The 20,109-nt window shown below is 44.4% G+C and carries 21 protein-coding genes; 16 read left to right on the top strand and 5 right to left on the bottom strand.

Annotation, left to right across the window (positions count from 1 at the left end; translation table 11 throughout):
* Positions 1-114: 114 nt before the first annotated feature.
* From recQ to P3X63_RS11310, 3 genes are all read left to right on the top strand, one after another.
* Positions 115-1,896, top strand: a complete 1,782-nt coding sequence (gene recQ, locus P3X63_RS11320) for a DNA helicase RecQ (protein WP_026587425.1) — start codon at positions 115-117, stop codon at positions 1,894-1,896.
* A 246-nt stretch (positions 1,897-2,142) separates the two neighbouring features.
* The gene (locus P3X63_RS11315) at positions 2,143-2,943 is read left to right on the top strand and encodes a LysM peptidoglycan-binding and 3D domain-containing protein (protein WP_026587424.1); all 801 of its coding nucleotides are present in this window, start codon (positions 2,143-2,145) and stop codon (positions 2,941-2,943) included.
* 140 nt (positions 2,944-3,083) lie between these two features.
* The gene (locus P3X63_RS11310) at positions 3,084-4,673 is read left to right on the top strand and encodes a solute:sodium symporter family transporter (protein ID WP_277690711.1); all 1,590 of its coding nucleotides are present in this window, start codon (positions 3,084-3,086) and stop codon (positions 4,671-4,673) included.
* A gap of 31 nt (positions 4,674-4,704) precedes the next feature.
* Here P3X63_RS11310 and P3X63_RS11305 read toward each other — a convergent pair whose 3' ends face one another.
* Both P3X63_RS11305 and P3X63_RS11300 read right to left on the bottom strand, forming a co-directional pair.
* The gene (locus P3X63_RS11305) at positions 4,705-5,670 is read right to left on the bottom strand and encodes a S66 family peptidase (protein ID WP_277690709.1); all 966 of its coding nucleotides are present in this window, start codon (positions 5,668-5,670) and stop codon (positions 4,705-4,707) included.
* A gap of 53 nt (positions 5,671-5,723) precedes the next feature.
* On the bottom strand, positions 5,724-6,227 hold the full coding sequence (locus P3X63_RS11300; protein ID WP_277690707.1) for an N-acetyltransferase: 504 nt from the start codon (positions 6,225-6,227) through the stop codon (positions 5,724-5,726).
* 231 nt (positions 6,228-6,458) lie between these two features.
* On the opposite strand from P3X63_RS11300, the gene P3X63_RS11295 reads away from it, so the two are divergent.
* The 6 genes from P3X63_RS11295 (at position 6,459) to P3X63_RS11270 (ending at position 12,087) form a co-directional block, all read left to right on the top strand.
* Positions 6,459-7,439 (top strand): hypothetical protein, encoded by a 981-nt coding sequence (locus tag P3X63_RS11295; protein WP_277690705.1) that lies wholly within the window; start codon positions 6,459-6,461, stop codon positions 7,437-7,439.
* Between the two features lie 152 nt (positions 7,440-7,591).
* Positions 7,592-8,125 carry a DUF420 domain-containing protein gene (locus P3X63_RS11290; protein ID WP_026587419.1) on the top strand — a complete coding sequence of 178 codons (534 nt, stop codon included), beginning with the start codon at positions 7,592-7,594 and terminating at the stop codon, positions 8,123-8,125.
* Positions 8,126-8,486: 361 nt separating this feature from the next.
* Entirely contained in the window at positions 8,487-9,692 is a 1,206-nt protein-coding gene (locus P3X63_RS11285) for a glycosyltransferase family 4 protein (protein WP_026587418.1), read from the top strand.
* Between the two features lie 13 nt (positions 9,693-9,705).
* Entirely contained in the window at positions 9,706-10,209 is a 504-nt protein-coding gene (locus tag P3X63_RS11280; RefSeq protein WP_026587417.1) for a hypothetical protein, read from the top strand.
* Positions 10,210-10,422: 213 nt separating this feature from the next.
* Entirely contained in the window at positions 10,423-11,061 is a 639-nt protein-coding gene (locus P3X63_RS11275) for a DUF1796 family putative cysteine peptidase (RefSeq protein ID WP_026587416.1), read from the top strand.
* Positions 11,062-11,100: 39 nt separating this feature from the next.
* Positions 11,101-12,087: a polysaccharide biosynthesis protein gene (locus tag P3X63_RS11270; RefSeq protein ID WP_277690700.1), complete on the top strand. Its 987-nt coding sequence runs from the start codon at positions 11,101-11,103 to the stop codon at positions 12,085-12,087.
* A 117-nt stretch (positions 12,088-12,204) separates the two neighbouring features.
* On the opposite strand, the gene P3X63_RS11265 is transcribed toward P3X63_RS11270, so the two are convergent.
* On the bottom strand, positions 12,205-12,861 hold the full coding sequence (locus P3X63_RS11265) for a lysozyme family protein (RefSeq protein ID WP_035428123.1): 657 nt from the start codon (positions 12,859-12,861) through the stop codon (positions 12,205-12,207).
* Between the two features lie 85 nt (positions 12,862-12,946).
* Positions 12,947-14,281: an APC family permease gene (locus tag P3X63_RS11260; RefSeq protein WP_347176597.1), complete on the bottom strand. Its 1,335-nt coding sequence runs from the start codon at positions 14,279-14,281 to the stop codon at positions 12,947-12,949.
* Positions 14,282-14,434: 153 nt separating this feature from the next.
* Here P3X63_RS11260 and P3X63_RS11255 point away from each other — a divergent pair, with 153 nt between their 5' ends.
* The 3 genes from P3X63_RS11255 (at position 14,435) to czrA (ending at position 16,163) form a co-directional block, all read left to right on the top strand.
* The gene (locus P3X63_RS11255) at positions 14,435-14,686 is read left to right on the top strand and encodes a YnfE family protein (RefSeq protein WP_026587412.1); all 252 of its coding nucleotides are present in this window, start codon (positions 14,435-14,437) and stop codon (positions 14,684-14,686) included.
* 247 nt (positions 14,687-14,933) lie between these two features.
* Positions 14,934-15,758: an MBL fold metallo-hydrolase gene (locus P3X63_RS11250; RefSeq protein ID WP_026587411.1), complete on the top strand. Its 825-nt coding sequence runs from the start codon at positions 14,934-14,936 to the stop codon at positions 15,756-15,758.
* Positions 15,759-15,836: 78 nt separating this feature from the next.
* Positions 15,837-16,163, top strand: coding sequence for a Zn(II)-responsive metalloregulatory transcriptional repressor CzrA (gene czrA, locus P3X63_RS11245; protein WP_077736649.1), 327 nt, complete (start codon positions 15,837-15,839; stop codon positions 16,161-16,163).
* A gap of 38 nt (positions 16,164-16,201) precedes the next feature.
* On the opposite strand, the gene P3X63_RS11240 is transcribed toward czrA, so the two are convergent.
* Entirely contained in the window at positions 16,202-16,753 is a 552-nt protein-coding gene (locus tag P3X63_RS11240; protein ID WP_236251132.1) for a CcdC protein domain-containing protein, read from the bottom strand.
* A 97-nt stretch (positions 16,754-16,850) separates the two neighbouring features.
* Here P3X63_RS11240 and P3X63_RS11235 point away from each other — a divergent pair, with 97 nt between their 5' ends.
* From P3X63_RS11235 to P3X63_RS11220, 4 genes are all read left to right on the top strand, one after another.
* Entirely contained in the window at positions 16,851-17,786 is a 936-nt protein-coding gene (locus P3X63_RS11235) for a helix-turn-helix transcriptional regulator (protein WP_277692924.1), read from the top strand.
* A 53-nt stretch (positions 17,787-17,839) separates the two neighbouring features.
* A complete protein-coding gene (locus tag P3X63_RS11230) occupies positions 17,840-18,580 on the top strand; it encodes a zinc ribbon domain-containing protein (RefSeq protein ID WP_277690692.1) in 741 nt (246 codons plus the stop codon).
* Positions 18,581-18,661: 81 nt separating this feature from the next.
* Complete coding sequence (locus tag P3X63_RS11225; RefSeq protein ID WP_026587406.1) at positions 18,662-19,381, top strand: MBL fold metallo-hydrolase; 720 nt, start codon at positions 18,662-18,664, stop codon at positions 19,379-19,381.
* Between the two features lie 2 nt (positions 19,382-19,383).
* On the top strand, positions 19,384-19,953 hold the full coding sequence (locus P3X63_RS11220; RefSeq protein ID WP_277692868.1) for a TetR/AcrR family transcriptional regulator: 570 nt from the start codon (positions 19,384-19,386) through the stop codon (positions 19,951-19,953).
* Positions 19,954-20,109 lie beyond the last annotated feature (156 nt).

Below are 20,109 nucleotides of genomic sequence, written 5' to 3'. Positions count from 1 at the left end.
AAAATGATTTTTCTTCGTTTATTACGCGTTTTTAGTAGGGATGATGGTGTGTCCGCTTAAATATGATATGATGGAGAGACAAAAGCAGACTACATAAAGAGAGGTTTTCATTGTATGTTAGAGAAAGCCGAAGCATTATTACAGCAATATTTTGGCTACCCATCATTGCGGCCGGGGCAGAGGAAAGCGATTCAATCTGTCGTATCAGAGAAAGTGGATACGGCATGCATCATGCCGACAGGCGGAGGCAAGTCGATCTGCTATCAGATTCCGGCGCTCATGATGGAAGGCACGACCCTCGTGATCTCTCCGTTAATATCGCTGATGAAAGATCAAGTGGATGCTTTGAAGCAGCTTGGCATCAACGCTTCCTTTGTAAACAGCTCCCTTGACTATGACGAAACAGCCAAACGCCTATCCGCATTGGAAGAAGGCAGCTACAAACTGTTTTACGTCACCCCGGAGCGTTTAGCCTCTCCCGAATTCATACGTGTGATCTCCAATCTGCATGTTCCGCTCACAGCCATTGATGAAGCCCATTGTATTTCACAGTGGGGACACGATTTCAGGCCGAGCTACAGACATATCGAAGGTTTTCTAAACGAGCTAAAGACTCGTCCCGTTGTGCTGGCCCTGACAGCTACAGCAACGCCTGAAGTTCATGAGGATATTTGCGCACAGCTAGGGATCAAAAAAGAAAATACGATTTTCACGGGCTTTGCCAGAGACAACTTGACATTTAAAATTCTCAAAGGAGAAAACAGAGACCGTTTTATAGAGTCATACGTTGAAAAAAACCGTTCTGAGGCGGGAATTATTTATACCGCTACAAGGCGTGAGGCCGAAAGAATCTGTGAAAAGCTGTCTAAAAAAGGGATCGCCGCAGGGTGCTATCACGGCGGAATGAATGATACCGAAAGAGAGCGGCAGCAGGACCTTTTTTTGAATGACGCAACAAGTGTGATCACGGCGACTTCCGCTTTCGGAATGGGGATTAATAAATCAAATATCAGATATGTGATTCATTATCAAATCCCTAAAAATATGGAGAGCTACTATCAGGAAGCGGGACGAGCAGGGCGTGACGGGCTTGACAGTGAATGCATCCTGCTGTTTTCTCCGCAGGACATCAGGCTGCAGCGCTTTTTAATCGAGCAGTCGACAGAAGATGAGGACGTACAGATGCAAGATTTGAAAAAGCTGAGGCAAATGGTCGATTTCTGTCATACGGAGGGCTGTCTTGAACGCTTTATTCTCTCTTACTTCGGCGAAGAGCAGACAGAGGACTGCGGCAGGTGCGGCAGCTGTCTTGATACGAGAAATGCCGCTGATGTCACCAGAGAAACGCAAATGGTTCTTTCCTGCATGATCCGCATGGGAGAAAGGTTCGGGAAAACAATGGTTGCACAGGTTTTGGCCGGTTCGAAAAATAAGAAAGTCATCGAAAACCGTTTTCAGCGATTATCAACTTACGGGATTTTACAGCATCAGTCGGTCCCTGAAATCAGTGATTTTATCGAGTTTTTGATTGCCGATGACTACATCAGGATGTCCGATGGCACATACCCGACGTTGACTGTGACAAACAAGGGCCGGAATGTCCTGCTCGGACGGGAAACAGTCGTTCGCAAAGAAAAAATGAACACCGCTCAAATTGCCAAAGACGACGAATTGTTTGAACGGTTGAGACAGCTGCGCAAAACACTTGCCAAGGAACAGGGTGTGCCTCCTTTTGTCATCTTTTCTGATGAAACATTGAAAGAAATGAGCGGCAAGGTGCCTGTGACCGAAGAAGAGCTTCTTTCTGTCAAAGGAGTGGGAGAACAAAAAAAAGTAAAGTATGGCGAGATATTTTTACAGGAGCTTAAAGCCTATAAAACTGAAAAAGAGGCATAAAAAACGATTTTTTTATGAATAAATCATTTTTTAGTAAATCTCTTTTTTTAAAAAAAGATGAGGGGAGAACCCTTGATGTAACAGGTTTTCAAGTGTCGGAGTCACATATTTCCAGTAGCGAAAAATCTTTCTTGTAAAATAACTGTAATCAAAAACAAATTGTTTTGTTATTGAATTGACATTTTCATATGTTACGATTGCTCCTGTTAGCCGAACAATAAAAAGCTAACAAGGGAGGATTTACTTATGAAGAAGACGTTTGTGTCCTTTGTTGCAGCTGCAGCATTGTCGACAACTGCATTCGGAGCGAGTGCCTCTGCAAAAGAAGTAACAGTCCAAAAAGGCGATACACTTTGGGGAATCTCGCAAAAACAAGGTGTCAGCCTGCAGGATTTAAAAGAATGGAATCAGCTTTCTTCCGATTTGATCATTCCGGGACAGAAGCTGAACGTTTCTGAAAAACAGACAGAAAAAACAACTCAATATACCATCAAAAAGGGAGATACACTCTGGAAAATCGCCCAGAAATTCGGCGTTACAGTAAATGACCTTAAAACATGGAACGACATAACATCAGATATCATTTACCCGAATACATCCATAACAGTCGATGGCCAGGCGACGGTACAGGCTGCTGCGAAGCCTCAGGAAACCAAAGCATCCGTTCAAAGCGAAGCAAAAGCTGAACAGTCGCAACCGGCACCTAAGCGAGAAAAAGAAACGGCATCCCGTTCAAATACTTCTCAAAGCGCGGCGAAAGAACTGACGGTTACCGCGACGGCATATACTGCTAATGACGGCGGAATGTCAGGCGTTACCGCGACAGGGATTAATTTAAAAGCCAATAAAAACGCCAAAGTGATTGCGGTCGATCCAAGCGTGATTCCGCTCGGTTCAAAAGTCCATGTCGAAGGCTACGGAGAAGCGACAGCTGCAGATACGGGCGGCGCTATTAAAGGGAACAAAATCGATGTGTTTGTTCCTAGCAAATCAGCCGCGAAAAACTGGGGCGTTCGAACAGTTAAAGTAAAAGTTTTAAATGAATAGAATTTGTGAAGACACTGACCATAAAATATGATCGGTGTCTTTTTTTTATTATACAGCACAAGCTGAAGTTTTTTTAGATTGGCAAATGGGTAGTTAAGTAGATAAACCCATTAAATGCTGGTCAAAGGAGATGTAGAAGTGTGCTGTGGATTGTTTTGACGTTCTTATTGATTAATGCAGGAATCTTTATTTTTTCTTATTTGCGAACGAAGGATGTTGATTTAAAAACCTCAGACGGGTATTTTCTCGGCGGCCGCACCCTCACCGCTTTTTATATCGGAAGCTCCCTATTGTTGACCAATTTATCGACAGAGCAAATGGTCGGGCTGAATGGACAGAGCTATGCCGGAACGATGAGTGCGATGGCCTGGGAGGTGACAGCGCCGATTGCGCTGATCATACTGGCATTTGTGTTTCTGCCGCGATATCTCGGTTCAGGGGTTGCCACAATACCCGACTTTCTTGAAAAGCGGTATGATCAAAGGACGCGTCAGATTGTGTCCATCCTCTTATTACTCGGATATGCGACATCATTTCTGCCGACGGTTTTGTATTCGGGTGCACTTGTATTGGATCAGGTATTCGGCATCTCTTCCGCGCTTGGAACCAATCGGTTTGCAACGGTGTTTTTGATTGCGCTGATGATCGGCGCTGCAAGCTGCTGCTACATATTTTTCGGCGGACTTAAAGCCGCGGCGTCAGCGGACGCTATTTATGGAATCGGTTTAATTCTCGGCGGCTTGTTCATATTGGTGCTCGGCATCCTGGCTATAGGTGACGGCAGTCTGCTGAAAGGCTATTCGGAGCTAGTGAGTGTACATCAGGAAAAGCTCAATGCCATAACGGCGGACAACTCTGCAGAAGTTCCCTGGCCGACGATTTTGACGGGGCTTTTGGTTAACAATTTGTTTTATTGGGCCGTCAATCAGTCGATCGTACAGCGGGCGCTCGGGGCGAGGAACCTGGCGGAAGGGCAAAAGGGCGCCTTGCTGGCCGGTGTTTTTAAGACAATCGGCGTATTTTATCTCGTCCTTCCGGGGGTGATCGCTTATCATTTATATGGCGGAAACATCATGAATCCAGATACCGTTTATCCGAAGCTGATTGTTGATTTGCTTCCGGGGGCTTTTGTCGGCGTCTTTGCCGCGATTTTATTCGGCGCGATTCTCAGTTCGTTCAACGGAGCGCTTAACAGTACAATCACATTGTTCACATTGGATTTGTACAAGCCGATGTGCAAGCCTGATGCGACAGAAAAAGAGCTTGTCAAAACAGGCAGGCGATTCGTTTTGGCACTCGGGGCCTTATCGGTTGTCATCGCGCCATTTATCCTGTTTGCGCCGTCAGGGCTTTACAATTACCTGCAAGAGATGTTTGGGTTTTTTAATGTGCCTGTTTTAGCGGCCGTGGTTGTCGGATTTTTTTCGAAGAAGGTGCCGGCATTGGCTGTGAAAGCCGCGATTCCCGCACATATCCTGCTGTATGCGATCTCCAAAATATACTTTGGACACATCCATTTTTTATATATTTTAGCCGTTTTATTTCCGTTTTCCGTTTTACTGATGCTTTTCATCGGAAAAATGCGCCCGCGGAAGCGCGAATTTGAATTTAAGAAAAACACCCGGGTTGACTTGCGGCCGTGGAAGCATGCCAAGCTGGCCTCCGCTCTGGTGATCTGCCTGATGGTTGGCATTTATCTTTTGTTTTCACCGTGGGGGCTTGCAAAATAAAAAAAGCGGGGGATCCCTGAATCCTCCGCTTTTAATGTTCGGTGATGCGAAGATGCACCTTGCCTTGATGAGCTTCGAGACGGCATCGTCCTCCGATTGGAAAAGTAAAAAAGGGGATGGTATGGCCAAAGTCCATATTGGCGATAACCGGTATGGAAGAAAGCTCTTTTTTTGTTCGAATGATCTGTTTGAGCCGTTCGATCGGCACGCCGGATGCCCGCTGAAATCGGCCGATGACGACCGCTTTGACAGAGGAAAAGCAGGGGAGGTGGAGCAATGACTGCAAATCCCGGTCGAAAAAGGCTGCCGAGGATTCCCAGTCATCCTCTATAAACAATACAGCGCCTTTTAGATCCGGGAAGTATTCCGTTCCTTGAAGGAGGCCCAGTGTACTCAAATTTCCGCCGATGATCGTCCCTTCTGCCTTGCCTTCGTTCAGCACGACAGGGCCCGGATTGGGCTGAGGCTGTGCTTCTTTGCCGATTGCGTCCCACCACAATAAAGAAGCCTCAATGTCGAACGGATCATGATCGCGGCAGCATTTCAAAAAATAATCCTTCGTATAGTCGAGGCCCTGTTGCATTGAAAAGCTGGAAAAGTGCGGCCCTGAATAGGTGACAAGACCTGTCTTTTGATAGACGCTCAAAGCGAGGGCTGTAATATCCGAAAACCCGCAAAAGACCTTGGGGTTGGCCTTGATCAAACCGTAATCCAAATGGGAAAGGAGCTGGTTGCTGTTATAGCCGCCAAGCACCGTCAAAATTCCTTTCACATCAGGATCGGAAAACGCTTCATGAAGATCGTCGACTCTGGAGGCAATGCTTGCAGAAGAAAACTCATCGATTTCTTCTGCATGGGCGGAAATCGAGATATGGAACCCGAGATGTTCCAGAACCCTTTTGGCTCGTTCGATTTGTTCCGTCTTTAAAAGGGCCATGCTTCGTGACGGGGCGATCACCCTGATGTGATCGCCTTCTTTTAATTTGGCTGGATACATGTCTTCACCTGCTTGCGTTGTTTCCTTTTATTTCATCATATATGACGAATGATTTAAACATCCACCCACTGAATTTCACCTGATTTTGAATCAGGGTCGATCGTGACTTCAAAATGATGCTTTTCATAAAAGTGGATTAAACGGTCGACATGATCCCAATCCCTTTCGGCGATGTCTCCGGTAATGACGGGAATGTTGTGCTCCCGCGCCCGCGCTTTTAAATACTTCATGCAGATCGAGCCATATCCATAGCCTGACGGTCCTTTAATATCGCCGATATGAATCGCCCGCTTTTCCTCACTGTAGGAAGCCACGAGCGAAAAGTCGCATCTTCCGCGGTAAGGAGACTGGCAGTCGTTAAGCATGATCTTGCATGTCCGGCCATCATCAATCGAATGGACGATCATCCATTCGTCATCTTTCGATTGATCAATGCCGAGCACCCGTGAATCTTTTGATATATCCTTCATATTCTCACGCATCCGAAACAGCTGAAATTGCAGATCATCCAATTCCTTTTGCGATTCGGAGCTGTTTTTTTCCTGTACTTTTTCCATCTAAACATGCTCCTTTCTATTGAAACATACAGTTTTCGATTATATTAAAAAGACTATGATTTTGCAAATCTAGCCCTAAAAATAAATTTTAATGTAATTTTAAGCAAAAATTTCACATTCTACGAATTTTTTTATGGTAGAATGCATATGACTTCTGGTTCAAATGACTAGGATACATACAATATATCCTCTTAAACCCAGAAAAAATCATGACAAAAGGAGCGTGCCACTTTGAGGAAAAGAAGTTGGGGTCTATTTTTACTGCTGACCGTTTTTGTTCTTGCATTAGGTGCATGTCAGCAGGCTGATCCAAAAGGATCATATGCAGCGGCCTACAAAAAATTGCTTGCTGCCAAATCTTATGAATTTTCAAGTGATATCGGCTTGAATGTAGATGCTTCAAACCTTGGAGCTGAAGATAAGCAAATTGTTGAGATGCTGAACAATGCGAAATTAACAATCAGCGGCAAGACGAATACGAAAACAAAAGAGACAGAAGCTGTGATTAAAGGCCAGCTTAAAGTGCAAAACATGTCAATGGATGTCAATGTCCCGATTTATATGGACGAAAAGAAACAAGTCGGATATATCAAAATCGACAGCGTGCTTGACAGCTTCGGCGTTTTCATGGGAACAGCCGGCATGCAGTTTGACAGCCTGAAAGGCAAATACCTGGAATTCCCGCTTGAAGATGATAAATCTTCAGCAAAAGAGACGGAAGAAATTCAAAAGCAAGTGATGGAATCCGTCAAAAAAGCGGCGGACGATCTTCCTGCGGATAAGTTTGAAAAAGCGGATCTGACAGACAAAGAAAAAGATCAGGGTGCTGCGCAAAAAATCAAGTTCAGCTTTACTGACAAAGAAATCAAATCATCTCTCATGAAGCTGATTGAAATCGTCGGAGATGCGTCAGGAGATACACTCTCGAAAGATGAGCTGAACGACGTCAAAGACGGCTTGAAAGATATCACATTCACAAAATTTAATGTGACAACAACACTCGATGACAAAGAAAATCTTCTGAGTGAAAAAGCGGATGTCCAAATGGATTTCGATATTGATGAATTCCCTAAATCTTTAGGCCTTACATTCTCAACGACATACAAAAACATTGACGGTGACGTGACATTCGATCACAAACCGGCAAAAGGTGATATTGTGACAGAAGATGAATTAGAAAACTTGATGGCACAAGACGCCATGAATTTCTAAGCGACAAAAAATCCCCTCACCGGACAAACCGGCAGAGGGGATTTTTGTCTATTTTATGTCCAAATTTGGGCGAACAGGCCGAAAACGTTGACATTCCCCCGGAATTTGCATACGATTTGGATAGCTTGCACAAATAGGAGAGATTATTCAAAATGAGCCTTACAGAAAAAAATAAAAGCTATACAGGCATTGTCGTCGCTTTGACTATCATCATCAACGGCGTCATTGCGCTATTGTTTCTGATGCCGAAAAGCGACAAGTTCGCCCATTTGGACTTGACTTTTTTGCCCTTGCTCAACGCGGTCTGCAATAGTTTTACATTCATTTTTTTAGTGGCTGCGCTTTTTATGATCAAGCAAAAAAACATCAAAGCGCACAAACGGTTTATTTTTGCCGCTTTTACCACAACGACCATCTTTCTAGTGTCATACCTGATTTATCATTCGCTGATGCCCGATACCCACTTTGGAGGGGAAGGGATCATCAGGCCGATTTACTTTTTTATTCTGATCACACACATTGTTTTATCGGCTGTAATCGTTCCGCTCGCATTATTCACCTTGTTCAGGGGGCTTAGCATGCAGGTGGAACGCCACCGCAAAATCGCCCGCTGGACGATGCCGCTTTGGCTGTATGTCAGTCTGACAGGTGTTCTCGTTTATATTCTGATTTCGCCATACTATTAAGCATCACCCCTAAAGGCAGGGACAGATGAAAATCTGTTTGCCTTTAGGGGTTTTTTATGTGGAAATATCCGTTTGCGAACGGATCGCATTCCGGATCGGCGGTTTACAGCTGATGTGACAGAGTGAAACCGCTGCTCATCTCCATGATGTTTCAATACATATATTTTACAAGAAAAACTAGGCCATGGGCCGTCTCGTGTGTTTGGGTGATTTCCCCTGTCTACTAAACATAGGCTGATGCAGCGGGCTTTCTTCCAAAAAAATATTACTCTTAAACATAGATAATCGTCTACACAAGATATAGAAATAGACAATATAAATAATTAGAGCATTTTATAGAAATAATAAAAGGGAGATGCATATGAAAATACTGCTTGCCACTTATTGGAATATACCCCATGTAGGTGGTGTATGGACTTATATGGAACAACTCAAAGAAAGACTTGAGTCTTTAGGACATGATGTTGATTTACTTGGATTTGGGAAAGACAACAGTATCGTTCATATTGTGAACGAAAATCGCAGCATAGAAAAAGGTCAGCTCCTTCCTTTGGTTGAGAAAATTATGAACAGCATTCCGGAAATTCAAGCAAATCAATTGGTCAATTATACTGAGATTCACCGTTCCGTATATGAACTGGGAGCTGCTTATTTAGGATTGGAAAAATACGATCTGATTCATGCGCAAGATATCATCGCTAGCGCGAGTCTCAAAAGAGTGCTGCCCCGAAATACGGCACTTGTCACGACACTTCACGGAAGTGTCACTTACGAAATCAGGGACCAGCTTAAAACGATCCACAGATCCTCCACATCCCATATGGCAAGAGCATATTTTGATCATCTTGAACAAAAGGGTGCCACATCACCAGATACGACGATCGTTGCCAACAATTGGCTAAAGAACATTTTAACGGGAGAATTTTCGGTTCCCGAGCGGCAAGTTCGCGTTATGCAATACGGATATGACATTGATGGTTTTTTAAACCGGATGAATTCAAAAACAGCTGATGTTCCTCAAACAGACAAAAAAGTCATTTTATTTACCGGCAGGCTGATCGAAAACAAAGGTGTTCACCATTTACTATCAGCCCTTGGCCAACTGAAAAACACCCGGAATGATTGGGTTTGCTGGATTGTCGGGGAAGGGGAGAAGCTGGCAGGACTCAGAATTCAAAGCGAACAACTCGGTCTTTCAAACGATGTTGTCTTTCTGAAAAATCGTGATGATGTGCCTTATTTACTGTCCTTTGCCGATATGTATGTTCTCCCGAGTCTGTTGGATAATCAGCCTTTATCTCTAATTGAAGCACAAATTGCCGGGGTTCCCGCTGTTGTGAGTGATGCCGGAGGACTGCCGGAAATGGTCACTCATGAAGTGACTGGTCTTATTGCGCCAAAAGGGGATGCGAATGCTTTAGCAGGTTTGATGGGCCGCTTATTGGGAGACGATGGTTTCAGAACAACATTAGGCAAAAACGCCAAAGAGTTTGCGAAGAAACATTGGGATATGGATCAAGCCGTCAGAAAAGTTCTCGATGTTTATCAAAATACTGTGAAAAATTAAGGAGTGAGATCAAATGAACAAAAATCGAATTGTCAATCATTTGCTCGGGACGCTAAATCAAGAAATGGATGCCAAGTGGTGGACGAAATATTTGGAAATGCTGATGGAACTTGTTGAAGAACGGACGAAGCAACAGGAAGGTTCCCTAGATTCTGAGGATGAACTGAATTTAGATGATATCGACGACAGCATGAAGCCTTTATTGACAGATTTAACTTCCATTCTTGAAAATATGAATAATAGTATTTTGGAAAGTAACCATAAGGTTTTAAAGGATATTCAAAGGGCGGTGGCTTCAGGAAATATGGATCGCGAAGATTTAGAAGAAATTATAGCATCACTGCCTTCTGATACGACAGTATCGAATTCTGAATCAAAGGAAAACATGAAAGGCATGAGGGATGATGTGTTAAACAAACTGAAAGAATCATTGCCTGAAGAACATACACTCGCCAATACGGAGACTGTAAAGATTCTGCAAGCAGCACAGAGCAATGAAGAAAGCGAAAACAATTAATCAATGCGTTATGGTCAGCCTTCGGAAATCGAAGGCTTTTATTTTTTTATCCTATTATTTTCAGTTCCCTTTCAAATCATCAAGGAATAGGTGGTTGTCTTTTACCTTTGCCGCTTGTGCGGCATACAATACTAAAAAGCAGCGCTTTACTTTTACTTCACCTAGTATGAAATAAGCGGGTTTAATAGGAGGGATTCAAGGGGTGTTAGGAATATGAATTTAAAAGACATTAAAGGTCATTATGACGCCATTTTCAGCTTAGGACACCTTTGCTTGGCGGCAATACAGCTAAGAGATAATGATTTAAGACCGTTTGCAGGTCCTCTCGACTGGGTGACTACGAATTCCCTCACAGATCTCAACCAGCTTCTTCGAAATAAGTTCGCGGGATTTATGGATCCGAAAAACCTCAGAATCATCGGCTATAATACCGGCGAGAAAAAAGAGAATTCTACTATTTATGTAGTAGACGACCTCTATAACGTCGGATCTGTTCATGATTTTGACGCGAATAAAAATACACTTGACCATCTGGCAACTTATCCTGCCGTAATGGAGAAATTCAACAGAAGAATCAACCGTTTTTTGGAAAAGTTGTCTAGCAGTAACCGCATTCTGTTTGTCAGGACAGAAGGCAGTTTCGAAGAAGCGCAGGAGCTTGAACGCGTTTTATCTGGTTTGGTTCAGCATGACTTTCATGTCCTTCTGGTGCGGCATTCGAACGTCAAAACCATTATCGAAAAAAATTGGCCATTAGAGAAAATTTGCGCTGTTGAATTACCTGATCAAGAAATATGGAAGTCAAATAATGCTTTGTGGACTTCGTTGTTTGAAGGAGTCACCATCGGATAGCGATATTTCCATCTGAAGTTTACTGAAGGAGGAACAGGAATGTTTGAGAATAAAACGATCTTCATTACGGGGGGAACAGGTTCATGGGGGCATGAACTCATCCTTCAGCTGCTGGCCTTAAACCCTAAAAAAATAACTGTATTTTCCAGAAACGAAGAGAGACAGGTGCAGATGAGACGGCAGATAGAAGATCCGAGACTCGCGTTTTTCATCGGCGATATCCGCGATCGAAAAGCGCTTCATGCAGGACTTAAAGGAGTCGATTACGTCTTTCATTTAGCTGCGCTGAAGCATGTGCCGGTTTGTGAAGAACAGCCGCTTGAAGCATTGAAAACCAATGTGTCAGGAACAGAAAACGTCATTGAAGCAGCGATTGAAAACGGTGTAAAAAAAGTGATCAACGTATCGACCGACAAGGCGGCAGACCCTGTCAACTTTTATGGGATGACGAAAGCGATCGGCGAGAAGCTGATTGTTTATGCGAACCATCTATATGGAAAAACGGCCTTTATTTGTGTGAGGGGAGGAAATGTGCTCGGAAGCAGCGGAAGCGTTTTGCATCTATTTAAAGATCAAATCAGGCAAAAAAACCAGGTGTCCATCACGGATATGAGAATGACACGTTTCTTTTTAACAAAGGAAAAAACGATTGAGCTCTTGTTAGAGGCAGCCATCAAAGGACAAGGCGGGGAGATTTTCATTATGAACTCACCGGCTTTCAGGATCTTGGACATGGCGGAAATATTGATCGAAACATATGGAAATGACAAATCCTCCATCATAGAAAGCGGTGCTAGACCGGGGGAAAAAATTCATGAGCTTTTAATTTCAACACACGAACGCCAGCACGCCGTCTCTCTCTCGAAAGATCTGTCAGTTGTGCTGCCGTCGATCAATATTCCTGAATTACGGGCAAATTACACAAACTGCAATCCTTTGCAAACTGAAAAGTTAAGTTCAAAAGACCATTTGATTTCAAAAGATGAAGTGAGAGAGATGTTGAAAAAGGGCGGTTTTTTAGCTTAATGACAGGTCAGATTCTGTCCCGCGGACTTTAACAAGCATGGCATGCGATCAAGCAGGCGATGCTTATGTTCGCTGCAATGAAATAAGACGAGCCGGGCGAAAACCGCCCAGATCGTCTCACTCATCCTCCAAGGTCAACCCTTGAATGTGTTCTTCCACTTTTTTTGTTCGTTCCATTACCTTTTCGGTGTATGAGTAATCACCGTAGCAATATGGATAGCGGAAATTGTTCTTATCCCCGCCGCAATTGTATAGACCGGGATTCTTTTCGACTTGTTTTTCAGAAAATTCTTTCGCCAGCTTTTCCGTGTGTTTTTTGCCGTGTTCAGAGACGTAATCGATATAGCCGGCTCCCATGTTATAGCTTTGTACAATCGTGGCTAAATCGACGCCTTTTTTCTGACCTTTCTCATACATTTCTGCAAAATGGCGCACACCTTGTTTAATGCTGGCTTTCGGGTCATCAATTTCATTTCGTTTCATTCCGAGGGATTCTGACGACTGCATCGGATCATTGCCCCTGCCTTTTGACTCCTGATACATCATGCCGAGCAAAAGAGATGTGTATTGCGAAAGCCCCTTTTCTTCGAGCTCTTGTTCAACAAAAGGCTTGTAATCTGTCAATCTCCCGATGATATTCGTCTCAGTGTCGAGAGGAAGCCATTTCAACTGGTCCAGTCCGGAGAAGGCAAAAAACACGATCAAGGCAACAAACACAAAAAACGACGAGCAGCCAGCTCCGGCCAAACATCCTGATGATTTCTTTCTCTTCAATGGTTTCACCTCTGTAGCGCCCTAGTGCCATATTTATTATGACATAGATCAGACCTAAAGACCAAGCGATATATCAGCGTCTTTTTTAGGTCATTTCATCAAATCCTAAAGCTGTGTTTGGAAGTGAGCGAACCCGGAACCAAAAATACAAAAATCCGCCAATCAGCCAAATGATTCCGATGATGAACGCATTTTTACCGACGCTCAGTAACAGCCATCCGCAAAACGAGGCGCCTAAAAAAGGCAGAACGAGATAGCGGATGATCTTGAACAGTCCTTTTTCCCGCCGGCGAATGAAGTAGTGGCCGATGACAGAAAGATGAACAAAGATAAATCCGATCAATGCACCGAAGCTGATGAATGAGTAAATGACTTCAAGCTCTCCAATCATGGCCGTCAGTGAAATCAGACCGATGAAAAGGATATTAAAAACCGGTGTTCTCAGCCGTGGATGGACATAACCGAAAAAACGTTTCGGCAGTGAGTTGTCGCGCCCCATCGCATACAAAAGCCTGGATGCACTCGCATGCGAGGAAAGCGATGATGAAATGACCGCGACCATCGTTCCCGCTAAGAAGAAAGACCGCAAAAATGCGCCGCCCGTATAAAAGGCAATCTCCAAAGAAGCCGAGTCGGCATGGTGAAAGCTGTCAAAGGCTGGATATACCTGATGCATCAAATAAGAAATCGCAGTGAACAGCGTTCCGCCGACGGCCACCGTTAAAAAGATCGCCAGAGGAATGTTTTTCTTCGGATCGATCGTTTCTTCCGACATTGTGGAAATGGCGTCAAAGCCCAAAAAAGAAAAACATAATATCGTCGCCCCCGAGACAATCAAAGATGGCTCCATATCAGGCCGATAAAACGGATCGGCTGAGATCAGCTCTCCGGTGCCAAGCCCGCGGGCCAGACCTGTGATCATCAATCCGGCAAACGTCAGCGCGACGATCACTTGAAAAGCGACGAACAGCGCCGTAATGTTTGCCGTTAATTTGATGCCTAACATATTGACGACCGTAATCGAAAGCGCGAGAAAAACGACCCAAAGGCCGTGGGGAATGTCCGGAAAAGCCGCTGACAGATAGGCGCTGCCGATCGCAAAATTCACCATCGGCAAAAATAAATAATCGAGCAGAATCGTCCAGCCGGCCACAAAACCGGCATGCGGATGGATGCTTTCATATGCATATGTATAAACCGATCCGGCTTTCGGATAGGCTTTGACCATGCTGCCGTAGCTTAAAGCCGTCAGCAGCAGGGCAGCGATCGTAAAAAGATAGGCAGCCGGAACGTGCCCTTTTGTCATCTGGGCAACCACTCCGTAGGAATCAAAGACAACGAGCGGGTCCATGTAGGCGAGCCCAATCACGACAAGGGGAGCAAGTGTAAGGCTTCGTTTAAGCGAAAGTTTTTTTTCAATGACTTTTTAAACTCCTTATGAATCAGTTGATGAAATCAAGCATATTTTAAATGTTTTTTGAGGTGCTAGCAAGCATATCAAAACGGTTTTTAACAGTATAAAAACAACTGGTTTGGCAAATGCTTTTGAAAAAAAGCAAGGAGAATGTTGAAAATGGATGATCTTGAAGGTTATGTTGAAGCGGTAAAGCGAAATATGGAAACGATGAATGCTGCCGATTACGATGGAAAAGAAGAAGATTTAGCAAGGCAGCAGAAAGAGCTTGAGCGGTATGAAAGGCAAATCAAAGAGACGAGCACTTCAGCCGAAAGCTTTGACCAAATTGTCGACGCCGCTGTTGATTATGCGGCGGGAGACATTTCCCTATCTCAATTGGAGCAGATATATCAAAGAGCAAACCGTTAGCATCCGGATTTTCCGGGTGCTGCTTTGTTTATAAATGGGAACAAAGGAGATTTAAAGACTTATATCATGCTAGAATATGAATAAAATGAATAGGCTGGACGGAAGCTGAAGACGTTTCTATGCCGAATGGAAGTGCTCAGCCGCTACGACTTTTACAGTTGGCAGAAGTCAGATCTTAAGAAAAATAACCGAATAATCAAAAAATAATGAATAGATGGTAAAATGTAATAGAAAGGGGATGAATCGTTTGAAAAAATATATTTGTACAACCTGTGGCGTCCAATATGATTTAACATCTGAACCGCCGGCTGTATGCAACATCTGCGATGAAGAAAGGCAGTATGTCAATCCGGCGGGGCAAAAATGGACAACGCTTGAAGAGCTGAAGGGTAGCCGCAGATTCCAAAATGACATCTGTTTTGAAGAAGAAGGCCTGTACAGCCTGACGACAAAGCCGGGATTTGCAATCGGGCAGACAGCCTATTTGCTTCAGGAACCCGGCTTTCATTTGCTATGGGACTGTATTACATATTTAGATGAAAAAACGATAGAGGATATCAAGAAAATCGGGGGGATTCAAGCGATTGCCCTGTCACACCCGCATTATTATTCAGCCCAGACGGAATGGGCGGAAGCCTTTGATGCGCCGATCTATATCCATGAAGATGACAGGAAATGGGTGCAAAGGCCAAGTGAACGGATCGTGTTTTGGTCCGGGGAATCTCTTGAGCTCTCAGCGGGGATCACCTTACATCGGCTTGGGGGTCATTTTAAAGGTGGTGCCGTTTGCCACTGGAAAAACGGTGATGACGGGAAGGGTGTCCTCCTTACAGGAGATATCATCACAGTCGTGCAGGACCAGGAGTGGGTCAGCTTTATGTACAGCTACCCCAACCTGATTCCGCTTCCGGCCGGCAAGGTGAAAGAAATGGCCGATCAAGTAAAGAATATTCCGTACAACAGGCTGTACAATGCTTTTCACCGGATTGTGAAACAGAACGCCGGTGAGCGCGTTCAGAAGTCTGCCGAAAGATATATAAAAGCTCTTCAGGGGGCATTGTTTTCCACTTGACTTTGGCCGAAAACTTTTCAATCCCGCATGTTTTGGTATATGATATGGAGGTAAAAGTCGCGCGGAAAAGGTGAAATCATGAACGAACACAAACAAGACATCGAAAAAGGGCGGATTGAGCTGGATGAAGAGACGCTATTTCTTGTCTCACAGACGTTTAAAGCGCTCTCAGACCCTACGAGAATTAAAATCCTGCATTTGCTGTCACAAGGCGAGCATTCGGTCAATGAAATTGCGGAAAAGCTCAGCCTTCTGCAGTCAACCGTTTCTCATCAGCTGAGATTTTTGAAAAACCTGCGCCTGGTGAAATCAAGGAGAGCGGGGACGTCGATTTTTTATTCCCCCGAGGATCAGCATGTCCTGGATGTGCTAAAGCAAATGATCGATCACACACGGCATGACTGACCGTATAAAAGGCAAACTCGAGGCAATGAGTTTGCCTTTTATACTGAGCGGTTTTCTTCTAATTTTCCTTTTTTCAAAACAAAAAAAGAGAAGCCGACATAATAAACGGCCAGTACAAAAAGAGCGATCATTGTCGCCGGGTCCTGTGCAAATAGAGCACCGTATGCCGCTGATCCGCTTTTTAACGAAGCGTCTTCAACCGCATTGATTTCGATGATCCGAAAGAGAAACCGGTATAAAAACAAGCAAAGAACAAGCAGTTCGACCCATAGATGGGTGCGGAAATAAATTACACCGTCGCGGTTTTCGAGGGATACATGTTTGAGCGCATACGCTGTCAGCAAAAACCCGAATCCGATTCCGATCAGATCATAAAGATATGAGAGCGGATGAAGAGCGCTCATCGTCAGCAAGAATAAAAAAATAACCGAAAAGAGAACGATTCTGAACATCAAGCGCGCACGGTTCAAGGGCTGAAAACCGATGGATCGCTTGAATCTGATATAGATGATCAACACAATCGCGAACAATTGGACAACATAAAGTGTAATTTTTGAAAAACCTCCTTTTTTAATGAAGTATATGTCCAAACTGTTCAAATCGTAACCATAAAGTTAAGTTTTGAATGTTAATGGGACGAAGATCCCGGAAAAAAACAGAAGTACAGAGGAATGAGAGGAGAACATGATGAAAATTGACCGGCTTTTGGCAATCGTGATTTTATTGGTCAGAAAAAGGCGCGTACAGGCTAAAGAGCTTGCAGATCTATTCGAAGTTTCCGTCCGAACGATTTACCGGGATATTGAAGCGATCAATCAGGCCGGCATCCCGATTGTGACATCACAGGGAGCCGGAGGCGGGATTAGCCTCATGGAGCAGTTCCGTCTGGAAAATAAGCTTCTTTCGGCTGATGAGCTGGCGGCCATCACGACGGCGCTGGAAAGCGTCTCATCAACCTATGAAGCCTTTCAGAACGGAAACGCCCTGGAAAAGATCCGCCTTCTCGTCTCAGAAGAAGAAATGCCGCTGTACCGCGAAAAAACAAAAAGATGGTTTATCGATATTTCATCCTGGGGAGAAAGCGAAGGGATAAAGAAAAAGATCAAGATGTTAAATCAAGCGGCCGACAGCTTGAATACCGTATCTTTTACATATGTTAATCGTGACGGACAAACGGGCAGCCGGATTACCGAGCCGCACACCCTTGTTTTAAAGGCACGGCATTGGTATTTATATGCTTATTGTCTGAAAAGACAAGCGTTTCGCTTTTTTAAGCTCGTCCGGATGAAAGACATCCGTATATTATCCGAGCCGTTTCAGCGAAGGGAGGTCGATTTGGCCTCTCTTCCATGGGAGTCGTCATGGTATAAGCCGGAAAACATGACGGACATTACCCTGCGCATTCATCCGTCCGGAGAGCTGTTGGCGAGAGAATGGTTCGGCTTTGACGCTTTGACATATGAAAACGGCAGGTGCACCGCCATCATATCGTACCCTGAAGACCCTTGGCTCTACAGGTTTTTGCTGCAGTTCGGAACCCATATTGAAGTCCTTGATCCGCCTCATATTCGCCAAAACGTCAAAAGCTTGGCCAAACAAATTATTGATTTATATGAAACTTGACACAATGCTGTCAGGTTTCTTTTTGTATGCTGTTGAAAAAGGAGGAATGAAAAATGAAAACACTCATTTGCCAAAGCTGCGGAATGCCAATGGATCATGAAGAGCTCGGTACAGAAAAAGGCGGGGGCAAAAACCGCGATTACTGCAAGTACTGCTACGGGGAGGGACAGTTCAAACAGCCTGATGCCACCTTGCAGGATATGATCGAGATCTGTGTCCCTTATTTAAAGGAGGAGGGCAAAACAGAGGTGGAAGCGAGGAAGCTGCTTGAAAGCACACTGCCTCATTTAAAAAGATGGAGATCGGCCGCTAAAGAGACGGGTACGAGCTTCTCCCATTTCGAGAAATTGAATACAAAACAATTTACCGGTATATCGACCGTGACAAGCAATAAAGGGGAAGCTTCAGGAAAGGGCAAAATTTCTTCCATGTGGGAATGGTTCCACAAAAACAGCCCGCTTTCGTCACATCAAATCCCGCGCGATATCATCGCACTCTATTCCGATTATGAAACAGATGAGCATGGTTCATATACGTTTTCAATCGGAACTTTTGGCGAACCTGAAGACGATGATCGCAATGTCATCACACTTCCGGCTTCAGAGTATGCCGTTTTCATCTCGCGGCGGGGAAGACTTGAAGAAGTTGTGTTTGACACGTGGCGGGACATCTGGGGATGGGAGCAAAAACAGATCCGTACATATACAGGAGATTTTGAGGTGTATAACGAAAACGCAGCTGATCGCGAAAATGCCCAAGTCGCCATCTATGTAGCTGTACAGCGCGGGAAATAAATATCTTGAAAAACTAATACCATTAGTTTTATAATAAAAACTAATAGTGTTAGTTTTTTATTTATTGAGAGGTGAAAACAGTTGAGAATCACACAGTATCAATCGGTTTGCCAATTGACATTTTTTCCGCGCGTCTTTCCTGTAAACTGTTATCTCGTTCAAGAAGAAGACGGGTTGACATTAATCGATGCAGGGATTGCGCTCAGCAAAAGGGGTATTCTCGAAGCTGCAGCTAACTTCGGACAGCCGATTAAACGGATCGTGCTGACCCATGCCCACAGCGACCATGTCGGTTCACTTGATTCCTTAAAACAACACCTGCCAGATGCTCAGGTTTACATATCTGAACGGGATGCGCGTCTGTTAAAGGGGGATCGATCGCTGCTTGAGAAAGAGGCACAAACTCCCATTAAAGGCGGGGTTCCAAAACATATCAAGACAAATCCGGATGTGCTCTTAAAAGAAGGTGACCGCATCTGCTCTCTAACGGCGGTCGCATCTCCGGGACATACACCTGGAAGTGTTTCATTTTTGGATGAAAGGCATGGCATTTTGATTGCGGGCGACTCGTATCATACAAGAAGCGGCATTACGGTATCGGGGCATTTAAAGCTGACATTTCCGTTTCCCGCGTTGGCCACTTGGAATCAAGAAATCGCGCTTGAAAGCGCGGAAAAACTATTGGATTTGAAGCCGAAAGTGCTTGCCGCAGGTCACGGCAGCTTCGTCTATGATCCGGCAGCCGGCATGAGAAAAGCGATCACTGAAGCTTATACATCATTCAAGAGGAAGGGTGACTAAGGATGTCTCCGCGAATAGGGCTGAATAAAGAAATGATACTTGAAGCTGCTGCTGTGCTCGCTGATGAAGAGGGCATTCACAGCGTGACATTGGCTTCTCTTTCTAAAAAGCTGAATGTCCGCCCTCCGTCTTTGTACAATCATATAGAGGGCTTAAACGGAATTCGCAGGGAGCTCGCACTTTTCGGGCTGACAAGCCTTTATGAGGAAATGGCCGCAGCGATTCAAGGTGCCAAAAAAGAGGAAGCTGTCAGGAGGATGGCGAAAGCTTATATGAGATTCGCGAAAAATAGACCCGGCCTTTATGATGCGACTTTTGTTCCGAAAGATGGGGACAAACGGATTGAAGAAGCCGGCGGAAAAATTGTCCGTCTTGTGCTTTCGGTTCTCAAAGCGTACCATTTAGACGCGGATGCGGCCATTCATGCGGTCAGAGGCTTGAGAAGCATTCTGCATGGATTTGCCGGACTCAGGCAAAACAATGCTTTCGGCCTTCCTTACGATATAGAGGAGAGCCTTGATAGGACGATACGCGCTTATTTAATAGGGCTTGATATCTATCAGGACAAATAAATATTTCACAATTGTTTACATTTTTCTGAAATTTTAGTATCATAGGAATATGGCTCCAGCATCTTTTGAGTCATAGGTATTATAGGCTTAACCAGCCACTTCTTGCCTTGGCGCAGTCAGCCAAGGATTTTTTGTCTGTCGGAAAATAAGCTTTAT

The organism is Bacillus sp. HSf4, from assembly GCF_029537375.1.
GTDB lineage: Bacteria > Bacillota > Bacilli > Bacillales > Bacillaceae > Bacillus > Bacillus sonorensis_A.
This window is presented reverse-complemented; position numbering and strand designations above follow the sequence as displayed.